At 67.2% G+C, this 18,814-nt stretch carries 18 protein-coding genes; 7 read left to right on the top strand and 11 right to left on the bottom strand.

Annotated features, from left to right (window positions below):
• The first annotated feature begins 95 nt into the window (after window positions 1-95).
• The 3 genes from AAHS21_RS13340 (at window position 96) to AAHS21_RS13350 (ending at window position 4,113) form a co-directional block, all read left to right on the top strand.
• On the top strand, window positions 96-938 hold the full coding sequence (locus AAHS21_RS13340; protein WP_342928134.1) for a ribonuclease Z: 843 nt from the start codon (window positions 96-98) through the stop codon (window positions 936-938).
• Window positions 939-942: 4 nt separating this feature from the next.
• Window positions 943-1,980, top strand: coding sequence for a glycosyltransferase family 9 protein (locus AAHS21_RS13345; protein ID WP_342928135.1), 1,038 nt, complete (start codon window positions 943-945; stop codon window positions 1,978-1,980).
• A gap of 192 nt (window positions 1,981-2,172) precedes the next feature.
• Window positions 2,173-4,113 (top strand): secretion protein EspK, encoded by a 1,941-nt coding sequence (locus AAHS21_RS13350; protein ID WP_342928136.1) that lies wholly within the window; start codon window positions 2,173-2,175, stop codon window positions 4,111-4,113.
• A 25-nt stretch (window positions 4,114-4,138) separates the two neighbouring features.
• Here the strand turns inward: AAHS21_RS13350 and AAHS21_RS13355 are convergent, their stop codons facing one another.
• The 8 genes from AAHS21_RS13355 to AAHS21_RS13390 form a co-directional block, all read right to left on the bottom strand.
• Window positions 4,139-4,477, bottom strand: coding sequence for a YbaB/EbfC family nucleoid-associated protein (locus tag AAHS21_RS13355; protein ID WP_342928137.1), 339 nt, complete (start codon window positions 4,475-4,477; stop codon window positions 4,139-4,141).
• A gap of 33 nt (window positions 4,478-4,510) precedes the next feature.
• Complete coding sequence (locus AAHS21_RS13360) at window positions 4,511-5,128, bottom strand: hypothetical protein (protein ID WP_342928138.1); 618 nt, start codon at window positions 5,126-5,128, stop codon at window positions 4,511-4,513.
• Window positions 5,129-5,168: 40 nt separating this feature from the next.
• Window positions 5,169-5,486, bottom strand: a complete 318-nt coding sequence (locus tag AAHS21_RS13365; RefSeq protein WP_342928139.1) for a type VII secretion target — start codon at window positions 5,484-5,486, stop codon at window positions 5,169-5,171.
• A gap of 25 nt (window positions 5,487-5,511) precedes the next feature.
• The gene (locus tag AAHS21_RS13370; RefSeq protein ID WP_342928140.1) at window positions 5,512-6,741 is read right to left on the bottom strand and encodes an EspA/EspE family type VII secretion system effector; all 1,230 of its coding nucleotides are present in this window, start codon (window positions 6,739-6,741) and stop codon (window positions 5,512-5,514) included.
• A gap of 193 nt (window positions 6,742-6,934) precedes the next feature.
• Window positions 6,935-8,377 carry a hypothetical protein gene (locus AAHS21_RS13375; RefSeq protein ID WP_342928141.1) on the bottom strand — a complete coding sequence of 481 codons (1,443 nt, stop codon included), beginning with the start codon at window positions 8,375-8,377 and terminating at the stop codon, window positions 6,935-6,937.
• Between the two features lie 156 nt (window positions 8,378-8,533).
• Window positions 8,534-9,373: a transglutaminase family protein gene (locus AAHS21_RS13380; protein ID WP_342928142.1), complete on the bottom strand. Its 840-nt coding sequence runs from the start codon at window positions 9,371-9,373 to the stop codon at window positions 8,534-8,536.
• A complete protein-coding gene (locus AAHS21_RS13385) occupies window positions 9,373-10,350 on the bottom strand; it encodes an alpha-E domain-containing protein (protein ID WP_096289240.1) in 978 nt (325 codons plus the stop codon). Before AAHS21_RS13385 ends, AAHS21_RS13380 begins: the two co-directional genes overlap by 1 nt.
• Complete coding sequence (locus AAHS21_RS13390; RefSeq protein WP_342928227.1) at window positions 10,350-11,948, bottom strand: circularly permuted type 2 ATP-grasp protein; 1,599 nt, start codon at window positions 11,946-11,948, stop codon at window positions 10,350-10,352. The genes AAHS21_RS13385 and AAHS21_RS13390 overlap by 1 nt, the downstream gene beginning before the upstream one ends.
• A gap of 273 nt (window positions 11,949-12,221) precedes the next feature.
• On the opposite strand from AAHS21_RS13390, the gene rpsT reads away from it, so the two are divergent.
• Window positions 12,222-12,482, top strand: a complete 261-nt coding sequence (gene rpsT, locus AAHS21_RS13395; RefSeq protein ID WP_025736070.1) for a 30S ribosomal protein S20 — start codon at window positions 12,222-12,224, stop codon at window positions 12,480-12,482.
• Window positions 12,483-12,490: 8 nt separating this feature from the next.
• On the opposite strand, the gene holA is transcribed toward rpsT, so the two are convergent.
• From holA to AAHS21_RS13410, 3 genes are read right to left on the bottom strand one after another with little or no spacing between them, the layout of a single operon-like run.
• The gene (holA, locus tag AAHS21_RS13400) at window positions 12,491-13,441 is read right to left on the bottom strand and encodes a DNA polymerase III subunit delta (RefSeq protein ID WP_342928228.1); all 951 of its coding nucleotides are present in this window, start codon (window positions 13,439-13,441) and stop codon (window positions 12,491-12,493) included.
• Between the two features lie 14 nt (window positions 13,442-13,455).
• Window positions 13,456-15,060, bottom strand: a complete 1,605-nt coding sequence (locus tag AAHS21_RS13405; protein ID WP_342928143.1) for a ComEC/Rec2 family competence protein — start codon at window positions 15,058-15,060, stop codon at window positions 13,456-13,458.
• A complete protein-coding gene (locus AAHS21_RS13410) occupies window positions 15,053-15,895 on the bottom strand; it encodes a ComEA family DNA-binding protein (protein WP_342928144.1) in 843 nt (280 codons plus the stop codon). Before AAHS21_RS13410 ends, AAHS21_RS13405 begins: the two co-directional genes overlap by 8 nt.
• A gap of 197 nt (window positions 15,896-16,092) precedes the next feature.
• Here AAHS21_RS13410 and AAHS21_RS13415 point away from each other — a divergent pair, with 197 nt between their 5' ends.
• Genes AAHS21_RS13415 through AAHS21_RS13425 form a run of 3 tightly spaced genes read left to right on the top strand, consistent with a single transcriptional unit; the run spans window position 16,093 to window position 18,814 of the window.
• Window positions 16,093-17,253, top strand: coding sequence for an acyl-CoA dehydrogenase family protein (locus AAHS21_RS13415; protein ID WP_342928145.1), 1,161 nt, complete (start codon window positions 16,093-16,095; stop codon window positions 17,251-17,253).
• A 7-nt stretch (window positions 17,254-17,260) separates the two neighbouring features.
• Window positions 17,261-18,379, top strand: a complete 1,119-nt coding sequence (locus AAHS21_RS13420) for an acyl-CoA dehydrogenase (protein WP_342928146.1) — start codon at window positions 17,261-17,263, stop codon at window positions 18,377-18,379.
• Between the two features lie 12 nt (window positions 18,380-18,391).
• Window positions 18,392-18,814, top strand: a complete 423-nt coding sequence (locus AAHS21_RS13425) for a PPOX class F420-dependent oxidoreductase (RefSeq protein ID WP_342928229.1) — start codon at window positions 18,392-18,394, stop codon at window positions 18,812-18,814.

The following is an 18,814-nucleotide window of genomic DNA, read 5'->3' on the forward strand; positions in this document are numbered from 1 at the left end:
GTGGGAAAGCCAACGCGAAAAGCGGCGGCCCCGATCACCCGTCGATACCGGCGAATGAGCCACAATCCGCCGGCGTGTCTTGAAGGATGAGGGCCATGATCGAGATCACCCTGTTGGGCACCGGCAGCCCCATCCCCGACCCGAACCGCGCGGGACCGGCCACGCTGGTGCGGGCCGGCGGGCAGGTGTTCCTGGTGGATTGCGGGCGCGGCGTCCTGCAGCGCGCCGCGGCCGTCGGTGTGGGCGCCGCCGGGTTGTCGGCCCTGCTGCTCACCCACCTGCACAGCGACCACATCGGCGATCTCGGCGACCTGCTGATCACGCGATGGATCACCACGTTCACGCCCGATCCGGCGCCGTTCCCGATCATCGGGCCACCGGGCACCGCGGAGACGGTCGAGGCGACGCTGAAGGCGTTCGGCCACGACATCAGCTACCGGATCGCCCACCACGACGACCTGAACACCCCACCAGCGGTCGAGGTGCACGAGTACACGCACGGCCCGGTGTGGGACCGCGACGGCGTCTCGATTCGGGTGGCTCCGACCGACCACCGGCCGGTCGCACCGACGATCGGGTTCCGGGTCGACGCCGACGGCGCCTCGGCGGTGCTGGCCGGAGACACGGTGCCGTGCGCGGGCCTGGACGAGCTGGCGGCCGGGGCAGGCGCGTTGGTGCACACCGTGATCCGCAAGGACATCGTCACCCAGATCCCGCAGCAGCGGCTGCAGGACATCTGCGACTACCACTCGTCGGTCGAGGAAGCCGCGGCCACCGCGGCCCGCGCCGGGGTCGGCACGCTGGTCATGACGCACTACGTGCCGGCGCTGATACCCGGACAAGAAGAACAGTGGCGGACACTGGCCGCCCAGGAATTCGGCGGGCGCATCGAGCTGGGCGACGACTTGCACCGGGTCGAAGTCCCGCCGCGGCCGTAGCCGGGTGAACGACGTCGCAGTCCACCCGGACGAGAACTGGGCGGACATCGAACCCGGCACGCTGTCCCATCTGCTCAAGGCACGCCGGCCCGCGTTGTATTTCACCGCCAACGTCGGCGACGCCGTCCTGACGCTGCCGACCGTGCGCGCCTTGAGCGAGATGTTCGACGCCCCACTGACGGTGCTTTCCCCCAAGGTGTCCTTCGACCTCTGCTTCCGGGAGGTGAGCACCCGCCTTGTCGATGTCACCGGAGTGCCGGAAACCGGGCCGTCCGCTCTTCCCGTTCGATCCCCCGACTATGCGGCCTTGGCCGCACAGCTCGGCCCCGTCGATGTGCTCATCAACGCCGTGAGCACGAACCTGCCGATGGACGCTTTTCGGGACCTGCAGCGGCGCGTTGCGCCTACCACGACCATCGGCTTCGCCGGCGACTACGCCGAATACGACGTCACGGTTCCCAAACAGGCATGGCACGCCTGCGACCTGCTGTTCAAGTTGTCGCGTCTTTTCGATCGGTCGCTGCGGATCGAGGACTACGCCCAGCCGGTGCCCATCCCGTCGTCAGTGCACGAGCAAGCCCGGTCGATGCGTGCGGCGCTGCGGCCCGGGACCAAGGTACTGGCCGTGCACGCCGACACCGATTGGAAGGAAAAGCGTTGGCCCGTCACACGATTCATCGATCTGCTGAACCGATTCTTGTCGAGCCGGCCCGACTTCCTGGCATGGGTCGTCGGGATGGGACACGAGGACCTCAACGTCGGGCGTGAACGGGATCGCATCGTCTCCCATCTCGGGCTCCCGCTCGATCTGAGCATGAGCCTGGTCGCCCACGCGGACCTTTTCCTGGGCATCGACTCCTGCATGCTGCATGCCGCCGATCTGGCGAGGGTGCCGGGCGTCGGACTCTTCGGCCCGACACGATCGCTGACATGGGGATTCAGATTCGGGCCGCACCGGCACCTCGATCAGCGGCGGATGGCCGACATCGACGTCGAAGAGGTGTTCGCCGCATTGCAAGACATTGCCGACGAACACGTCTGAACGATGGCCACTGCTCAGATCTCGTTAACCGAAATCCGGCTTGCGGCCATGTGTCCGCCAGCGCAATTTTGCGGAAATACCTTGGCCTCACCTCGATTAAGCTTATTGACCAAGCACGCCAAGCCCGCGACCGTTGAGTTGCTGGCCGCCACCTCCGATGCGGGGGTTCGGCAATGGGAGAGGACCTAGGTTATGGGCATGGTCAAGCCGACGGGCGGGTTTGCCGAAGCCATGCTCGACGGTGGCGGCTGGCCCGACGTAGCCGAGGACGCCTTCTACGACCGAGCCCAGCAGTACCTGCAGGTCTTGCGGCAGGTAACCGAGGTGCTCGACACCTTCCGCCGCCAGCAGGGCGAGATCTTCGCCAGCGGGCTCTGGTCGGGCAGTGCAGCTGGAGCCGCCAACGGCCAGGTCGACGCGAATATCGACGAATTGGTGAAGCTGCAAAGCGATTTGGCTACCGCGATTACCTGGCAGCGAAAGGTCGCCGGATCGATCGAGCAGGCGAAGTCGGACATCGGCGACAACGTGGATGCCGCGCACCGGCAGATCAATCTGATCGAGCAGGACGCCAAGCTCGAGCCCGCCGAGCGAACCGCCGTCATCAATTCGGTGGTCGCCGCGACGCATACCGCCAATGTCGGCGTGGTCCAAGGCACCGCGGAGCAGATTCTGCAAAGCAAGGACTGGAAGCCGCCCGAGCGCGCGCTGCGGGATCTGCTCGACCAGAAAGCACCGCCGGACTCCTCGTCCCCGGACCCGCTGCTGGGTGATCGTGACCCGCGCCGGGGCGGGCGCTCCTGGGGACAGGGTTCACCGGATGGCGCCGCGCAGCCATCGACCGCGACTCCCCCACCGGTCGCCACCGCGCCACCGCCGACGGCGGTGATGGCTCCGGCACCGGTAGCACCCGCAGCCAGCACCGGCGGAACCGCTGCGCCAGTGCCGCCGAGCGCACCGAAACCGTTGAGCCCGGCGGAATCCGCACAACCTCTCGGCGCGGGCGGCCGCAGCACCGGCATGCCTGCCGCGCCGGCGGCGCCGGCCGCGCAGTGGGCGGGGCCGCGCGACACGGGTCCCGCGATGGCACCGGCGTCGGCGACCGGCATGCCTGCCGCGCCGGCGACGCCCGCCGGATCACGCGGTGCCGCCGCGGGCTCGAGCGCGGGGTCCGGTGCGCCGGTCGGGCAAAACTCGCCCGGTTCATCGTCCGGTATGCGACCGGCTGCGGCCCATCCGTCGCCGCGCAGTGCCGCCGCGGCCCGACCGAAGGCGGTGCAACGCACCACCGAATCGGATCCGGCCGCCGGGGTTCCGGTTTCAGCGGCGCGAGCCGAACGCGATGCCGCCGCCGCGGCGGCGCGCCGCGGTGAGGCCGATCCCCTGGTGCTCGCGCGGCGCATCGCGGCCGCGTTGAATGCACCCGACAGCGGCGGCGCAGGCCATTTGAAGTTCTTCTGGGTGACCGCGGTGACCACCGAGGGCGCCATCGTGGTGGCCAACAACTACGGACTGGCCTACCTCCCCGACGGCGTGCAGCTACCCGAACAGGTGCACATGGCCAGTGCCGAGGAGGCGATTCCGGCCACCGAGCGCGCACGCTGGGCCACCTACCCGGTGGTCGCCGTACAGGGTTGGGCAGAACATCGAAACACCAAGCTGCGGGCGGTGATTGCGACCGAGGAGCAGTTCGGCGATTCCGATCCGGGCGTGGCCAAGATCGTGCTGAAGCCCGAGGACATCCCGGAAAACGGCGCAATGGCCGGGCGGTCCCGGCTGGAGGTGGTTGATCCTTCGTCGGCGCAGCGCCTGGCGGGTACTGCCGATTCGCGGTTGGCCACCCTGTTGCCGGCGGCGCCGGCCAGCGCGCCCACGGACGGGCGCTCAAAGTTGTGGCTGGAGGTGATGCGCCCCTTGGCAAGCCGGGCCAGCGGCCGCGAGAACGCCCACCTGCGAGCCTTCCGCGGATACGCCACGCACGCACAAGAAGTGCTCCTCAGCGAGGCGCGCGCGGCGGCCGACCCGGGTGCCCAACGTTGCGCCGTCGCCGACTGGCTTTACTGGAAGCACGTCACCGAGTTGCTCGATGCCGCAACCGCGCCGTCACCGGCGCAGCCGGCGGCCACGCCTTAACCCCGGCGGCATCAAAAGCGTTGCGCTACTCCGGTTTAGGTTGAAGTGAGCTCGTCGCCGCGGTGAGCGAGTCTGCCATCTGTCCCAGCGACTCGATCAACTGCTGCTGTTCTGCCTCGACCACCGGCGCCGCGGTTGCCTGCGCGTTTTGTATCGCCTCGTTGACCCGCTGCGCCACGGTTTCGATACCCAGTCGCAGCAGGCCGTCGTCGATGTCCAAGCTGGTCAGCCATTGGTGACCGTCGACCGTTGCCCGTACGGTTCCGGTTTCATCTGAGCCACTGAAGGATTCGGCTTTCAGATTGTCTGTCTGCGCATCCGCCATCGATTGAATCTGCTGCGCAGTGCGCAGCACCTCGGCCACTACAGGGTGCATCTCGGTGCTCATGTGGCGTCCTTACTGATCGTTGCTGCCGTAGCGCGCGGCGAACAGGTCCGCCTGTGCGCGAATAGCCTGGTCCGGCGATCGCAACTGCGTTACGCCGGTCTCCAGTGCTTCGGCGATAAACTCTTCATCCTCTTGATCCGATATCCCCAAATGCCGGAAGGCATCGAGCACGAATGAGTGCTGAATCGACAGCGCCCGTTGCCGAGCGAGGTCCGCGATGGCGAATATCTCTGCCGCAAGCCCGGATTCGGTCATCTTAGCCGCATCCGCCGACAGCTCGACCAGTGAAATTCTGCCGTCCATGGTCGCCGTAACCGATACGCTCTCGGGGGGATTGGTCACCTTGGCCGTCGGCACGGCATCATCATCTTCAGCGCCGGCGGCGTCAAGGTCACCGTCGTTCTCGGCCAGCACATCGATCAATTCGTCCCCGGTGTGCGCGAGCGGGGCCGACTCTACCAATGAGTCGATCACCGACGCCTCGGCGGCCTCGACGCCGTCCCCGAAGTCCAGGAACGCGCCGCTGTCCTGTCCGGAACCGTCACCGCTTTCGGGTCCGGGGTTATCGCCGAAATCCCAGGCAGCGTAATTCCCGTCGTCGCCGTGCCCGTGCTGTGTGGTGTCCACTTGGCGTCTCTCCTTCGAACTGAAAACGGTAAGCGGCCGATCAGCCAGGTAACACCTGCCGTTTGAGATTCACACTGGTCTGGGTGTCGGTGCCGCCGTACGCGGTCGCGCTGTCGCGCAATTTCTGGGCAAGGTCCTCGCACACGCTGATCATGTTGGTGCACGCGGCTTCTCGTTCTCGTTCCGTGACGAACATGACGCCCCAGAACGCCGCAGAGATCAGACCGTGGTCCCAGATCAGCTTTTGGGCCAACCCATTGGCCGTTGCCATCGCGTTGCTGATTTCGACAGCGGATTCATCCTGCTCGACAGCGGCCGCTTCCAGGGCGGCGGGGTTGACTTGCACATTGTCTGTCATGGATTCTTTCCTCGACCTTCGAGTCTCAGCGGACGCGTTCCTGCGCCTGTTCGGCGCCGCGTGCGGTGGTGTCGACCGGCGCACGTTCTCCGGCCCCGGCGCCCGTGGCTGCCGTTTCGAGGTCCGGCGTGAGAACGTCGTCCTCGACGGCGGGGGTCTCCCGGGCCGTGGACTTCTCCGAGGACGCGGCCGACCCCGACCCGGCCCGCGAGCCCGACTGTCGGCCCGGCACCTGACCGACGGCGGGCATGGCGTATGCCGGCGCGGCACCGGTTTGTGGGACAGCACGTTCGGACGACTCCCCGGCCCACACGCCCTGCGGACTTTCACCTTCGCCGCTGTTCGCCGCACCCGGGGAGGGTCTGCGGGCGGATTGCGATGCGCCCTCGTCGAAGCCACCCGATACCGCGGTCGAGGACCCCGCGTTGATCTGGTCGAACCCGCTCACGCTGGACTTCGGCGCGGGCGCCACCTGCGGCGTCGTCGACTCCGAACCGGTGACGACCGCACTGGCGGCGATCCCGGCGTATTCGACGTTGACGAGCTGGAGTTGATTCGCGTTTTGTCCGGCTTTGAGAGCGGCCAGACCAGTCGTGGGCAGCGCCACCGCCATACCTATCCCGAAGGCCGCCCACTGGAACCAGCGTGAGATCGCGGGCCCGGCCGGGCCCGCGGCCCATCGCAGGGTCGCCGCTATCGGGATACACACGGTGAAAAAGGCCCTGACACTCGTCAGGGTGATCTTGCAATTTCCCAGCATGTCGGAGTTTTGCAAGAGCAGCGCCGCGACCTGGAGATCGAGATCCGCCGCCGTTGACGCCCATTGCATTTGTTCGGCGTTGCGGGCGTTGTAGGCGTCGGCCGACGCGCCCGACCATGATTCACTGTCCACCGCAGCATCTTTGAGGTTCTGCCACGCGAGGTCGAAGTCTTTGGAGGCCGATTCGTACGTTTGACCTTGCTCCTTGCCGCTGCCGAGGAGAAGCGTCAAAGCGGTCACAATCTGTATGCCGCGTTCCAGGATGACGGCCTCTACCCCGAAGGCGTCTCTTAACGATTCTTCGCTGCCCCAGTTACCCGAGAGCAGGTCGAGGCCTTTGGATTTGGGGAGGTAGTTCTTACCGATCGCATACCCGGATTGACCTAAAGCCAGGAAAAGGTTGAGCGCACCATCGGCATAATTGCCCGTCGCGAAGGCTTTGCCCGCCGCGACCGCGCTGAAGCCGGGCTTCCAGGTATCCGAAATCTTGGGCATCGCTAATTTCCTCCGAAATTCACCGGAACCCGGCCGCCGTAATTCGAATGGAGTCTAACAGCGCATCGAGTGTACCGTGCACCAATCTTGCTGTGTAGCAGGCGCTTTCGCCGCTTGACACTTATGCGACGCTTGTTGGTCGACTGTTGTTCACCTTTGCTGGCAGCGCCATCTCGGCAACGCCGGCGCACGATTACTCGGGTGTGTCGTTGCGTCGGCGAACACCGATGACCGATGAGGTCCATGGCCGCTCTTCGGTGTAGATGTCCTCTTCGTCCCCGTAGCGCTTGGCCTTGGAGTCCTTGCCCTGGCCCTGACCCGCGCCGGCGCCCATCGGCATCCCGCCGCCCATGGCGCCGCGCCCGGCCGCCGCGCCGCCCGCACCCGGGCCTGCGCCGACCCCGCCGGCCGCGGGACGTGTCGAACCACCCGAGCCCGCTTCGGCGTCCGATGAACCCTGCAACGGCATCGACGGCATGCCGCCGCCGCCGCCGAAGGACGCCGGCTTGACCCCACCGCCCGTCGAGAGTCCGGGCACTCCCGTCGGCAGTGGCGCGGCCGGCTGGGCAAAAGGGTCAGCGGCCGGGTCGGTTTGGCTGGAGGCCATGTTGCTGAGGCTGCTCACCGTGTCCGCGATGTTGGTGTTGCCCAGCTGCGACGCGAGCGCACCGGGGTTGGCGACACCGGTCCCCGAGTCCACGACGCCACCGATAGCGCCACGGATGATTTCCCCGGCGTTATCCGGTATCTGCAGCGGCGCCTTTATCGTGACCGCGGCCGGCGGAGTGGAGGGATACACGAGCGCCAGCGGCAGGGCGGCGCGCTGGTTGTAGTCGGCCAGCACCGTCTCCGACCTTTCCTGCATATCCACGTACCACGACAGAACTTCGGCCTGCCGGGTGATGTCTCCCCTTTTGCCATATTCGTCATACCAGAAATCGGCGATGGATAGCTCGTAGGACGTGGGGTGCACGGTGACGGCCCATTTGTGGGCGTCCACAACGCCTTTGGCTTGACCGGCGATCTGGTAGCAATAGCTGCTGCACAGCTGGATCAAATACTTTTTCTGTTGCTCGAAATTGGCTTCGACCGCTTCCGCCGACTGGCCCTCCCAATATTCGAAGGGGCGGAACCGTTGCATGACAGCGTCCGATTGCAATGCCAACACGTAGCTGTTCCAGGTGCGCTCGAACGCGGTGTACGCCGGGCCCTGATCGGGAGCCTCGATATCCGCGATCGCCTTCCTGAGGTCGTAATAGCCGTCATATCCCGGTGTTTCCGGCGGCGTTGGGAGATGTTCGTCCCTACCGGTTTTCTGCGCAGGAGGCGTGCTCGCGGACTCGGGCGTGCTGGATGAGCCCGTGGTGAGCGCGTCCGCGGCCGCCTGATCGGCTTCCTCGTAGGCCAGCGCCGCATTCCGCAGCGATTCCGCAAGTATCAGGTATTCCTGCTCGGCGCGTTTGATGCTTTCGCGAATCGCGCCAGCGGAATAATCCAGCTGCGTGCCGGAATTTTCGACAAAAGAAATCGCGCACGGGGGCCGGGCGTTCTGCTGCGGCGGAACGGGCAGCGGCACCTCGAGTTCGGCCGCCCGGGCCATCAGTTCGTCGTACTCGACCTTCAGCATCTCGGCCATGAACGACTCTCCTTCGGCGCCGAAGCGATCATCACGGAAGCCAATCGCCCGGCTCAAATGCACTCGTCAGCATTTGCTGCACCGTGCGGGCGAGGCTCATCGTAATGCAGCACGGCCCCTGTCGCAGCGCGATCTGCGATCGCCGATCGGATGCCGCTAGGCCAGGCGGGTGACCTCGACGACGACGTCGAGGTCGGTTGCGCCCTGCCCCGAGAAAATGCCCTTGAGCGGGGACACATCGGTGTAGTCACGGCCGACGCCGACGCTGACGTATTGCTCGGTGATCTCGGTGTCGTTGGTGGGGTCGTAGTTCCACCAACCGCCCGTCCAGGCCTGCAGCCACGCGTGGCTTCTACCGTCCACGGTGTCCCCGACGACGGCGTTGCGTTTGGGGTGCAGATACCCCGATACGTAACGGGCTGGAATTCCCATCTCGCGCAACAGCATTAGCGACAGGTGGACGAAGTCCTGACAGACGCCCTTGCCCGCCTTGAGCGCATCGATCCCGGGCGAGTGCACCCCGGTGGTCCCCGGAAGGTATTCCAGCTCGCCGTGCACCCAGTTGGCCGCGGCGATCACGGCTTCCTGCGGCTCATGGCTTTTGATGATCTTCTTGCCGACCGAGCTGAGCCGCTTGCTTGCCGGGGTGTAGTCGGTGGGCTGGAGTAATTCGTCAAACCGATCGATCACCGCCGCGGACTGTAGGTCCGTCCAGCTGACATCCTTGGCGGCCGGTTCCGGCTGTTCGGTCTCGACGACCGACGACGACGTCACTGTCAGATCGGTGTGCGGTGCGTGCAAGTCGAACGCGGTGACGGCGGTGCCCCAGTAGTCGATGTAGCGGTAAGACCGGGTTGCCGGAATGGTTTCGACCCGGTTGAGGATGACGTTTTGCCGGGTGTCCGAACTCGGGGTCAGCCGGGCCTCGTTATAGGACGCGGTCACCGGCGACTGGTAGGCGAACCCGGTCGTGTGCACCACGCGCAGCCGCCACATCAGGTGTCCCCGTTCCGGGCGACCAGGCTGGCACTATTGCCCGCATCCGACCACGCCACCCATGGCGTGACATGGAAGTACTGCAGCGACAACGCATCTCCGACATCTCGACACGTTGTCTGCAGCCCGTCCAGCCGCGTCTCGAGCGTGTCGAGCAATACGCCCGGTGGCAGGAATTCCAGTTCGCTGCGGGCCTGTCCGAGCAGTCGCTGCGCCTCGGCGGTGGCCCCCACCCGGCTCATCGGATTGCGCACCAACTCTTCGATGCTCTCTTCGGCGAGCTTGAGCGAGTAGAACACCGAACGCGGGAACAACCGGTCGAGCATCATGAATTCGACCACCCGGCCGGCGTCCAGCACCCCGCGATAGGTACGCAGATAGGTGTCGTGAGCGCCCGCCGACCGCAGCAGGGTTACCCAGGCCGGCGAGGACGCGCTGTCCCCCACCCGAGACAGCAAGAGCCGCACCGTCATGTCGACGCGCTCAATGGCGCGGCCCAACAACATGAATCGGTATCCGTCGTCACGCGAAAGAGTCGAGTCGGCCAGGCCGGCGAACATCGCGGCCCTGCCCTCGATGAACGACAGAAACTCATGGGGCCCAAGGCGTTTGGCGGCACGTTGGCGTTCGGATAGGGCGTGGTAGGTGGTGTTGAGGCATTCCCAGATTTCGCTGGACGTCACCTCACGCGCCGACTTGGCGTTCTCGCGCGCCGCCGTGATCGCGTCGACGATGGAGGAACCGCCTTTGTTGTCGGTGCTGTAGGCCACCATGTCGGTCAACGACCAGACATCCAAGTCGTGGTCCGGCGCCTCGATGCCGAGCACCCGCAACAGCAGCCGGGACGCTTGGTCGGGGTCCACGCTGGAATCCTCCAGCAACTGGTGCAGCGCCACATCCAGAATGCGCGCCGTGTCATCGGCTCGCTCGACGTAACGGCCAATCCAGTAGAGCGCTTCGGCATTTCGAGCCAACATCAGCGGACCGTCCTCTGCTGTTGTTGCTGCTGTTGCTTTTGCTTTTGCTTCTTCGGCCGCTTCTCCTCCTGCGGTTGCTCCCCCTGCAGCGGCTGCTGATGCGAGGAGGCCGGCGAGTCGTCGGCCTCGTGGTCCGGCCTGGACTTCGGCAACGACCGCACGACTTCGGCGGCGCCCAGCTCGCGATCGGCGCCCGACGTGCGCGGCGCCAGCACCCAGGTGTCCTTGGAGCCGCCGCCCTGACTGGAGTTGACCACCCGCGAGCCCTCGACCAGAGCCACCCGGCTCAACCCGCCCGGCAGCACCCACACGTCGTCGCCGTCATTGACCGCGAACGGTCGCAGGTCGACGTAGCGCGGGGCCAGCGCGTTGCCGATCCGGGTCGGCACGGTGGACAGCTCCATCATTGGCTGCGCGATCCAACTTCGGGGGTCGTCGCGAATCTTCTTGCTGACGGCCGCCAATTCTTTTTCGGAAGCTTCCGGACCGAACACGATGCCGTAGCCACCGGATCCCTCGACCGGCTTGATGACCAGCTCGTCGACCCGGTCGAGTACCTCCTCGCGTTCGTCGTCCAGCCAGCACCGGTAGGTGTCCACATTGGCCAGCATCGGCTTCTCGCCGAGGTAGTACTCGATCATCGTCGGCACGTAGGTGTAGACCAGCTTGTCGTCGCCGACGCCGTTGCCGATCGCGCTGGAGATCACGACGTTGCCGGCGCGGGCGGCGTTGACCAGACCGGCCACCCCCAGCACCGAGTCGGCCCGGAACTGCAGCGGGTCGAGGAAGATGTCGTCGATGCGCCGATAGATGACGTCGACCTGGCGCTCCCCCTCGGTGGTGCGCATGTACACCTGGTTGTCGCGGCAGAACAGGTCGCGGCCCTCGACCAGTTCGACACCCATCTGACGGGCGAGCAGCGAATGCTCGAAGTAGGCGGAGTTGTAGACGCCGGGGGTCAGCACCACCACGGTCGGGTCGGCCTCGTTGGTCGCCGCGGAATTGCGCAGCGCGCGCAGCAGGTGCGATGCGTAATCGTCGACCGCACGCACCCGGTGGGTCGCGAAAAGGTTCGGAAAGACCCGCGCCATCGTGCGCCGGTTCTCCATGACGTACGACACGCCGGACGGGGAGCGCAGGTTGTCCTCGAGGACCCGCCAGGTGCCCTTCTCGTCGCGGATCAGGTCGATGCCGGCAACGTGGATACGCACGCCGTTGGGCGGGACGATGCCGAAAGCCTGGCGGTGAAAGTGCTCGCAGGAGGTGACCAGACGACGCGGGATCACGCCGTCGTTGAGGATCTCCTGATCGCCGTAGATGTCGTCGAGATACATCTCCAGGGCTTTGACCCGTTGGACGATGCCACGCTCGAGCCGGTTCCATTCGGCCGCGGAGATCACCCGCGGCACCAGGTCCAGCGGAAACGGCCGTTCCTGGCCCGATAACGAGAACGTGATGCCCTGGTCGATGAACGCTCGGGCCAGCGCGTCGGCGCGGGCTCGCAGGTCCGACGCGTCCGACGGCGCCAGCTCGGCGTAGATGCCCTTATATGGGCCGCGCACGTTGCCCTGCGCGTCGAACATCTCGTCGAAGGCCATTTCGTAGGCGTCCGACGAGTTGTACCCGCGGAAGATGCGCTCGGAGCGCGCCAGCGCCTGTGCAGCGCCGCGCGAACCCCGCCTGGCTGTTTCAACCTGGTTCGGAAGACTCACTTTTAGGATGCTGCCTCAAATCGACGTTATGGCAGGCCACGAGTTCCCGTTTTGGGAGAAAACGTAACCGACTGCTAACCTGAGCAGTCGCAATCGGGTGTGAGGCGCCCCCCGAGACGAATACTTGCAAACACCAGATACGACGAAGGAAAGTTCCGCGTGGCCAACATCAAGTCGCAGCAGAAGCGCATCAAGACCAACGAGCGCGCCCGACTGCGCAACAAGTCGGTGAAGTCGTCGCTGCGCACCGCCGTGCGCGCGTTCCGCGAGGCGGCCGAAGCCGGTGACAAGGACAAGGCCGCGGAGCTGCTGGTGTCGACCAACCGCAAGCTGGACAAGGCGGCCACCAAGGGCGTCATTCACAAGAACCAGGCCGCCAACAAGAAGTCGGCGCTGGCGCGTTCCCTCAACAAGATCTGAGCCCCGGGCTATCGGGCCCGGTCGGCGACCAGCTCCGCCACCTTTCGGACGGCTGATTCCAGCGCGTAATCGGCGTCCGCGGCGGCACCCTTGACGTCGGCGTTGAGTTCGGCGACCACTTTCATCGCGGTTGCCACACTGTCGCGCGACCAGCGCCGAGCCTGCTTCTGAGCCTTCTGCACCCGCCAGGGCGGCATCCCCAGCTGCCCGGCCAGCCGGTATGGGTCGCCGGAAAGCGGCCCGACCCGACCGATGGTGTGGATGGCTTCGGCCAGCGCGTCGGCCAGCACCACCAGCGGCTCGCCGCGCATCATTGCCCACCGCAATGCCTCGGCCGCGCCCGCAACATCGCCGGCCACGGCCTTATCCGCGATGTCGAAGCCCTTCACCTCGGCCTTGCCGCTGTGGTAGCGCCGCACCGCGGCCTCGTCGACCTCACCGCCGGTGTCCGCGACCAGCTGCGAGCACGCCGAGGCGAGCTCGCGCACGTCGGAGCCGACGGCGTCCAACAGGGCGGTGACGGTGTCCTCGTCGACCTTGACTCGCAGTGCGCGGAACTCCTTGCGGATGAAGTCGATGCGTTCGCTCAATTTGGTGATCCGCGTGCAGGGATGAACCTCGGCGCCCAGCGACTTCAGCTGGTCGGCCAGCGCCTTGGCGCGCCCGCCGCCCGAATGCACCACCACCAGCATCGTGGCCGGCGGCAGGTCCGCTGCGGCCGCGGCGATCATCGTGACCGCGTCCTTGCCCGCTTCGGCCGCGGCCTCCAGCACCACGATGCGTTCGTCGGCGAACAGCGACGGACTGAGCAACTCGGCGAGCTCGAACGTGCTGACGTCGCCGGCCCGCATGCGGTTGACCGGGATGTCGTCACTACCGGCACGCTTGCGCGCCGCCCGCAGCACGTCCGCCACGGCCCTCTCGACCAGCAGTTCCTCGTCTCCCAGGACCAGGTGCAACGGCGACGCCTCACTCACCCCACGATGGTGTCACGAAGGGCCGACCAATCCGCTCGGGGATCCAGCAGCTCCGACGCCGACCAGGCCAGCGCACACACCACTGCGAGCAGCCCGGCTACTCGGGTCGACGCGCGAAACCAGGGCCGTCGCCACAGCAGCACCGCGAGCGCGAGCAGCAGCGCGGTGGCACAGCACACCAGCAGCACGCCGGCCAGGCCATCGGGTACCGGCACGGTCGCCGCGGGCGCCCCGGCCGCGATGTGCGCCACCGTGGACACCCACCACACCTCCGGGCCGGTGAAACGCATCAGCAGCTGTGCCCCCGGGAGCCAGAGCACGCACATGACTGCCGCCGCGCTGCCCAGCACGGTGATGGGTGCGATGACCGGCGCGGCGGCCAGATTGGCGGCCACGGCCACCAGGCTGAAGCGACCCGAGATGCCGGCAACCAGGGGCGCGGTCACCAGCTGCGCGGCGAGGGCAACGGCGAGTCCATCCGCGAGCGGCTTGGGACAGCCCTTGGCCGCCAGCCGACGCGACCAGACCGGCGCGATGACCACCAGCGCGCCCGTCGCCAGCACCGACAGCGCGAAGCCGGCATCGACAGCGAGCTGGGGAGCGAGGGCAAGCAACAGCAGCACCGTGGCCGACAGCGCCGGAATCGCTTGCCGCCGGCGTGCAGTCAACATCCCCGCCAGCGTGATGGCGCCCATCACCGCCGCCCGCAACACGCTGGGGGTTGGTTGGACGACGATCACGAACGCCAGCAATGCCACACCCGCGAGCAGCACGGCCGCCCGCGGTCCGATGAGCCGGGCAGAGAACAGCACCGCGGCGCACACGATCGTGACGTTGGCTCCCGACACGGCCGTCAGATGCGTCATGCCGGCCGCCCGGAACTCGCGGCCGGTGTCGGCGGTGAGCGCCGAGGTGTCGCCCAGGACCAGCGCCGGCAGCATCGCCGCCTGCGCGGCGGGCAGCACTTCGTGCGCGGTGGCGGCAAAGCGGCCGCGCACCACGTGCGCGGCGCGCTGCACCGCCCCCGCCCGGCCCGGGACGGGCCGGCCCGCCGCGTTGAGCACCGCGACGGTCAGGTCGTGGCGGGCGGGGCGACTGATCCGCGCGGAGAACTGCACCGGTTGCCCCACCATCACATCGAAGTCCGATGCCCGCGCGAAAACGATCACCCGGCCCGATATCTCGTCGTCGCGCAGCCGTTGCAGGGTGGCACGAAACATCAGCCGGCCCGCGCCCAACGACAGCGCGCTCTCGCTGGGCGTCACGGTCACCGCGGCGACCGTCCCGAACGCCGCGGTGATCGGATGCCGAGCCACCGCGTCGGCGCGCAGTGCGATCGCGAATCCGAATCCCGAGCCGACCACTCCGATCGCCACCAGACCGGCAGCGACAGCCCGCCGATGTCCGGCGGGTCGTCGTGCCGCTCGCCAGGCCAGCGCTGCGGCCGCGGCGACCAACGCGACGCAGCACCACGCCAGCACACGGCCAACGGGCCACACGATGCCCGACGCGGTGACGATCCAGCCGGTGAGCGCGGCGGGAACCAGCCGTACATCGAGGCGGGCGAGCTCCGACAGCGCTCGCGCAGGCGTGTCAGACACGAACTAAGGCGCGCAGCTTATCCAGCCGCGACGGCCCGATGCCGTCGACGTCGGCGAGCTGATCGACGCTGGTGAACTTCCCGTTGGCCTGCCGCCAGCTCACGATCGCGGCGGCGGTGACCGGGCCGACCCCGGGCAGGTCGTCCAACTGCTCCACGGTCGCGGTATTCAGGTCGAGCACCTCGCCCGCCTTCGGCCGCCCGGAGGCCTTGACCGGCCCCGTCGGCGCCGGCGTCTTCGCCGACGGCGACGAGCCGGGCGTCACCGAGCTGCCCAGCGCGGCCGGCTGGCCGGACACCGGTGCCAGCCCGACGACAATCTGCTCACCGTCACCGAGCGGGCGGGCCATGTTCAGGCCGATCGTGTCGGCGCCGTCCATGGCACCGCCGGCGGCCTGCAACGCATCGGCGATCCGCGCACCCGGGTTCAACGTCACCAGACCCGGCTTGTGCACCAGGCCCACCACGCTGACCACCACCGGCCGGTCCGGACCAGGAGTCGCTGAGGATCGAGGGCTTGCCGTGGACGCCTTCTCGACCGGGGGCAGCTTTGCGGACATCACCGGCGCGGGATGGTCGCGAACCAGCGTGAATATCGTGATCAGCACGGCCAGGGCGGCGATCACGGCCAACGCGATCGCACCGGCGCGGCCCGGATCGGCACGCAGCCGGGCCCGCCAGCTCCCGCTCTCCGACGCGGTGGGAAGCCACCGCGGCAGCAACGAGTTCTGATCCTCCTCCGGTGCGTCCTGGCCCGGCTGCTCGGCATCCGAATCGATGTCGGGGTCGGCGCCGAGGCGCCGGTGTAACCGCTCGGCGGGAAGTTCTGTTCGCATGCGCCGACGGTAGGTGCGCCGACCGCCAACACGGTTCCGATCGGCGCCGTCTCAACCGCTCGCTGTGGATTAACCGGAGGCTGTGGACAAGCACAGCCAGGGATGGGTCAAGATGGAACTCGGAGCGCACGACCGGACGGGGGCGCCCATCCGTCGCAACAGCGGTCGCCACGCTCAACCCAGGCAAAGGAGTCTGCATGCAACTGGCGCTGACGCCGGAGGAAGCCGCGTTCCGCGACGAGCTCCGCACCATTTTCACGACCAAGATCCCGCAAGACGCGCGCGACCGGGTACGCCGGGGCTCGGCGGAGGTAGTGCACGAGGACGTGGTTACCAGCCACAAGATCCTGCACGAGCACGGTCTGGCCGTACCGAGCTGGCCCGTGGAGTGGGGCGGCAAGGACTGGACGCCCACCCAGCACCAGATCTGGGCCGACGAGATGCAGCTGGCATGTGTCCCGGAGCCGCTGAACTTCAACACCAAGATGGTGGGCCCGGTGATCGCCGAATTCGGGTCTCAGGAGATCAAGGAGCGCTTCCTGCCGCCGACGGCCAGCCTCGACATCTGGTGGTGCCAGGGCTTTTCCGAGCCCGAAGCCGGCTCCGACCTCGCGTCGCTGCGCACCACTGCGGTGCGCGACGGCGACAGCTACGTCGTCAACGGACAGAAGACCTGGACCACGCTCGGCCAGTACGCCGACTGGATCTTCTGCCTGGTCCGCACCGACCCGCAGGCGCCCAAGCGACAGGCCGGCATCTCGTTCCTGCTCTTCGACATGAAGACGCCGGGCATCACCGTGCGGCCCATCAAGACGATCGACGGCGGCCACGAGGTCAACGAGCTGTTCTTCGAAGATGTCCGGGTGCCCGCCAATCAGCTTGTCGGAGAAGAGAATAAAGGTTGGACCTACGCGAAGTTCCTGCTGGGCAACGAGCGCACCGGCATCGCCGGCGTCGGGCGTACCAAAGTGCGCCTCGCCGAGGTGAAGAAGTTCGCCACCGAGACCGGCATCATCGCCGATCCGCTGTTCGCGGCCCGGCTGGCGGAGGCCGAAAATGAGCTGCTGGCACTGGAACTCACGCAGTCGCGAGTGGTGACGGATTCCGCGGACGGCCAGCCCAACCCGGCGTCGTCGGTGCTCAAGCTGCGCGGCAGCCAGTTGCAGCAGATCGCCACCGAGCTCCTTGTCGAGGTCGCCGGCCCGGACTCGCTGCCCGCCGACGGGGACGGTATCGCGTCTCCGGACTGGGCGCAGCACAGTGCGCCGCGCTACCTCAACTACCGCAAGACGTCGATCTATGGCGGCAGTAGCGAGGTGCAGCGCAACATCATCGCGTCCACCATTCTGGGATTGTGAGGCAGCCATGGACTTTCAGTTGACCGACGAGCAGGGCCTGCTGCGCGACACGACCCGCGATCTGCTGTCCCGCAGCTACGACCCGGAGAGCCGCATCAAGGTCATCGACACTGATCTCGGCTGGAGCCGCGAGGTGTGGAGTCAGCTTGCCGACACCGGCATCCTCGGCCTGGGCTTCGACCCGGACGAGGCCGGCCAGATCGAGATCATGGTCGTGCTCGCCGAGGCCGGGCGCCGGCTGGCCCCCGAACCGATCCTGCACGCCGCGCTGGCGCCGGGTGCGCTGATCGCCGAACTGGGCACCGACGCGCAGAAAGAACAACTCGACGAGGTCGCGGCGGGCCAACGGCTGCTGGCCTTTGCCCACCTGGAGCCGGGGCATCGCACGCCCACCACAACGGTCACGACTCAGGCTGCGCAACAAGGTGATTCGTGGACATTGACCGGGCGCAAGAACCCGGTTCTTGCAGGTGACTGCGCCGATGCGCTGGTGGTCAGCGCCGCATTGCCGGACGGCGGCACCGGTCTGTTCCTGGTCGACGCCGGCTCAGAAAACACCTCGGTCACCCGCCACCGTTTCCGCACCTTCGACGGTCAACGCGGCGCGCAGGTCGATTTGGACGGCGCGGCTGCCGAGCCGTTGGGCGACGCCGTCGACGCGTCGGGCGCCATCAGCGCCGCCCTCGTTCGCATCCAGTCGGCGCTGTGCGCCGAGGCGGTCGGGGCGATGGAGGAAGCGCTGCGGCTGACCACCGATTACCTCAAGACGCGCAAGCAGTTCGGCGTCACACTCAACAAGTTCCAGGCGCTTACCCAGCGAGCCGCCGACATGTACGTCTCGCTCGAGATGGCACGCAGCATGAGCCTGTACGCGGCGATGTCGATCGCCGATGGCAACCTCGACCCGCTGATCGCGTCGCGAGCCAAGGTGCAGATCGGCCGGTCTGGCCGGCACATCGCGCAGGAGTCGATCCAGATGCACGGTGGAATTGGGGTGACCGCCGAATATCCGGTGAGCCACTACGCCGCTCGGCTCACCGCCATCGAGCACACCCTGGGGACCTCGGGCGATCACGTGCACAACCTGATCGACCACCTCGGCGACTACGACCTGGCCCGGCTCTAGCCCATGGCCGAACTGGCGGAGTTATCCGACAGAGTCGTCGAGTTCCTCTCCGCCGGCACCCGCACCGGGATGCTGGGGTATGTGGCCGCCGACGGCAGGCCGCTGGTCGCCCCGGTGTGGTTCGTCGTCGACCGTGGGCAACTGGCGTTCAACACCGGCCGTGACACGTCGAAAGGGCGAGCGCTGGCTCGTGATTCGCGTGTCGTGATCTGTGTCGACGATCCGCACCCGCCCTACTCCTTCGTACAGGTGCAGGGCGTCGCGACGGTGAGCGAGGATCCGGCCGACGTGCTGGACATCGCGACCCGCACCGGCGGCCGCTACATGGGCGCCGAGCGTGCCGAGGAGTTCGGTCGGCGTAACTCCTCGGCCGGCGAACTGGTGGTGCGGGTCAACCCGACCAAGGTCGTCGCCGGATTCGATATCAGCGGCTGA

Source organism: Mycobacterium sp. 050272 (assembly GCF_039023525.1).
In the GTDB taxonomy this organism is placed as follows: domain Bacteria; phylum Actinomycetota; class Actinomycetes; order Mycobacteriales; family Mycobacteriaceae; genus Mycobacterium.

Excerpts from the sequence above, each read along its gene's own strand:
- AAHS21_RS13340 (WP_342928134.1), top strand. The coding sequence starts at position 96 with ATGATCGAGATCACCCTGTTGGGCACCGGCAGCCCCATCCCCGACCCG.
- AAHS21_RS13350 (WP_342928136.1), top strand. The coding sequence starts at position 2,173 with ATGGGCATGGTCAAGCCGACGGGCGGGTTTGCCGAAGCCATGCTCGAC.
- AAHS21_RS13365 (WP_342928139.1), bottom strand. The coding sequence starts at position 5,486 with ATGACAGACAATGTGCAAGTCAACCCCGCCGCCCTGGAAGCGGCCGCT.
- AAHS21_RS13370 (WP_342928140.1), bottom strand. The coding sequence starts at position 6,741 with ATGCCCAAGATTTCGGATACCTGGAAGCCCGGCTTCAGCGCGGTCGCG.
- AAHS21_RS13375 (WP_342928141.1), bottom strand. The coding sequence starts at position 8,377 with ATGGCCGAGATGCTGAAGGTCGAGTACGACGAACTGATGGCCCGGGCG.
- AAHS21_RS13380 (WP_342928142.1), bottom strand. The coding sequence starts at position 9,373 with ATGTGGCGGCTGCGCGTGGTGCACACGACCGGGTTCGCCTACCAGTCG.
- AAHS21_RS13385 (WP_096289240.1), bottom strand. The coding sequence starts at position 10,350 with ATGTTGGCTCGAAATGCCGAAGCGCTCTACTGGATTGGCCGTTACGTC.
- AAHS21_RS13390 (WP_342928227.1), bottom strand. The coding sequence starts at position 11,948 with ATGGCCTTCGACGAGATGTTCGACGCGCAGGGCAACGTGCGCGGCCCA.
- AAHS21_RS13410 (WP_342928144.1), bottom strand. The coding sequence starts at position 15,895 with ATGCGAACAGAACTTCCCGCCGAGCGGTTACACCGGCGCCTCGGCGCC.
- AAHS21_RS13415 (WP_342928145.1), top strand. The coding sequence starts at position 16,093 with ATGCAACTGGCGCTGACGCCGGAGGAAGCCGCGTTCCGCGACGAGCTC.
- AAHS21_RS13420 (WP_342928146.1), top strand. The coding sequence starts at position 17,261 with ATGGACTTTCAGTTGACCGACGAGCAGGGCCTGCTGCGCGACACGACC.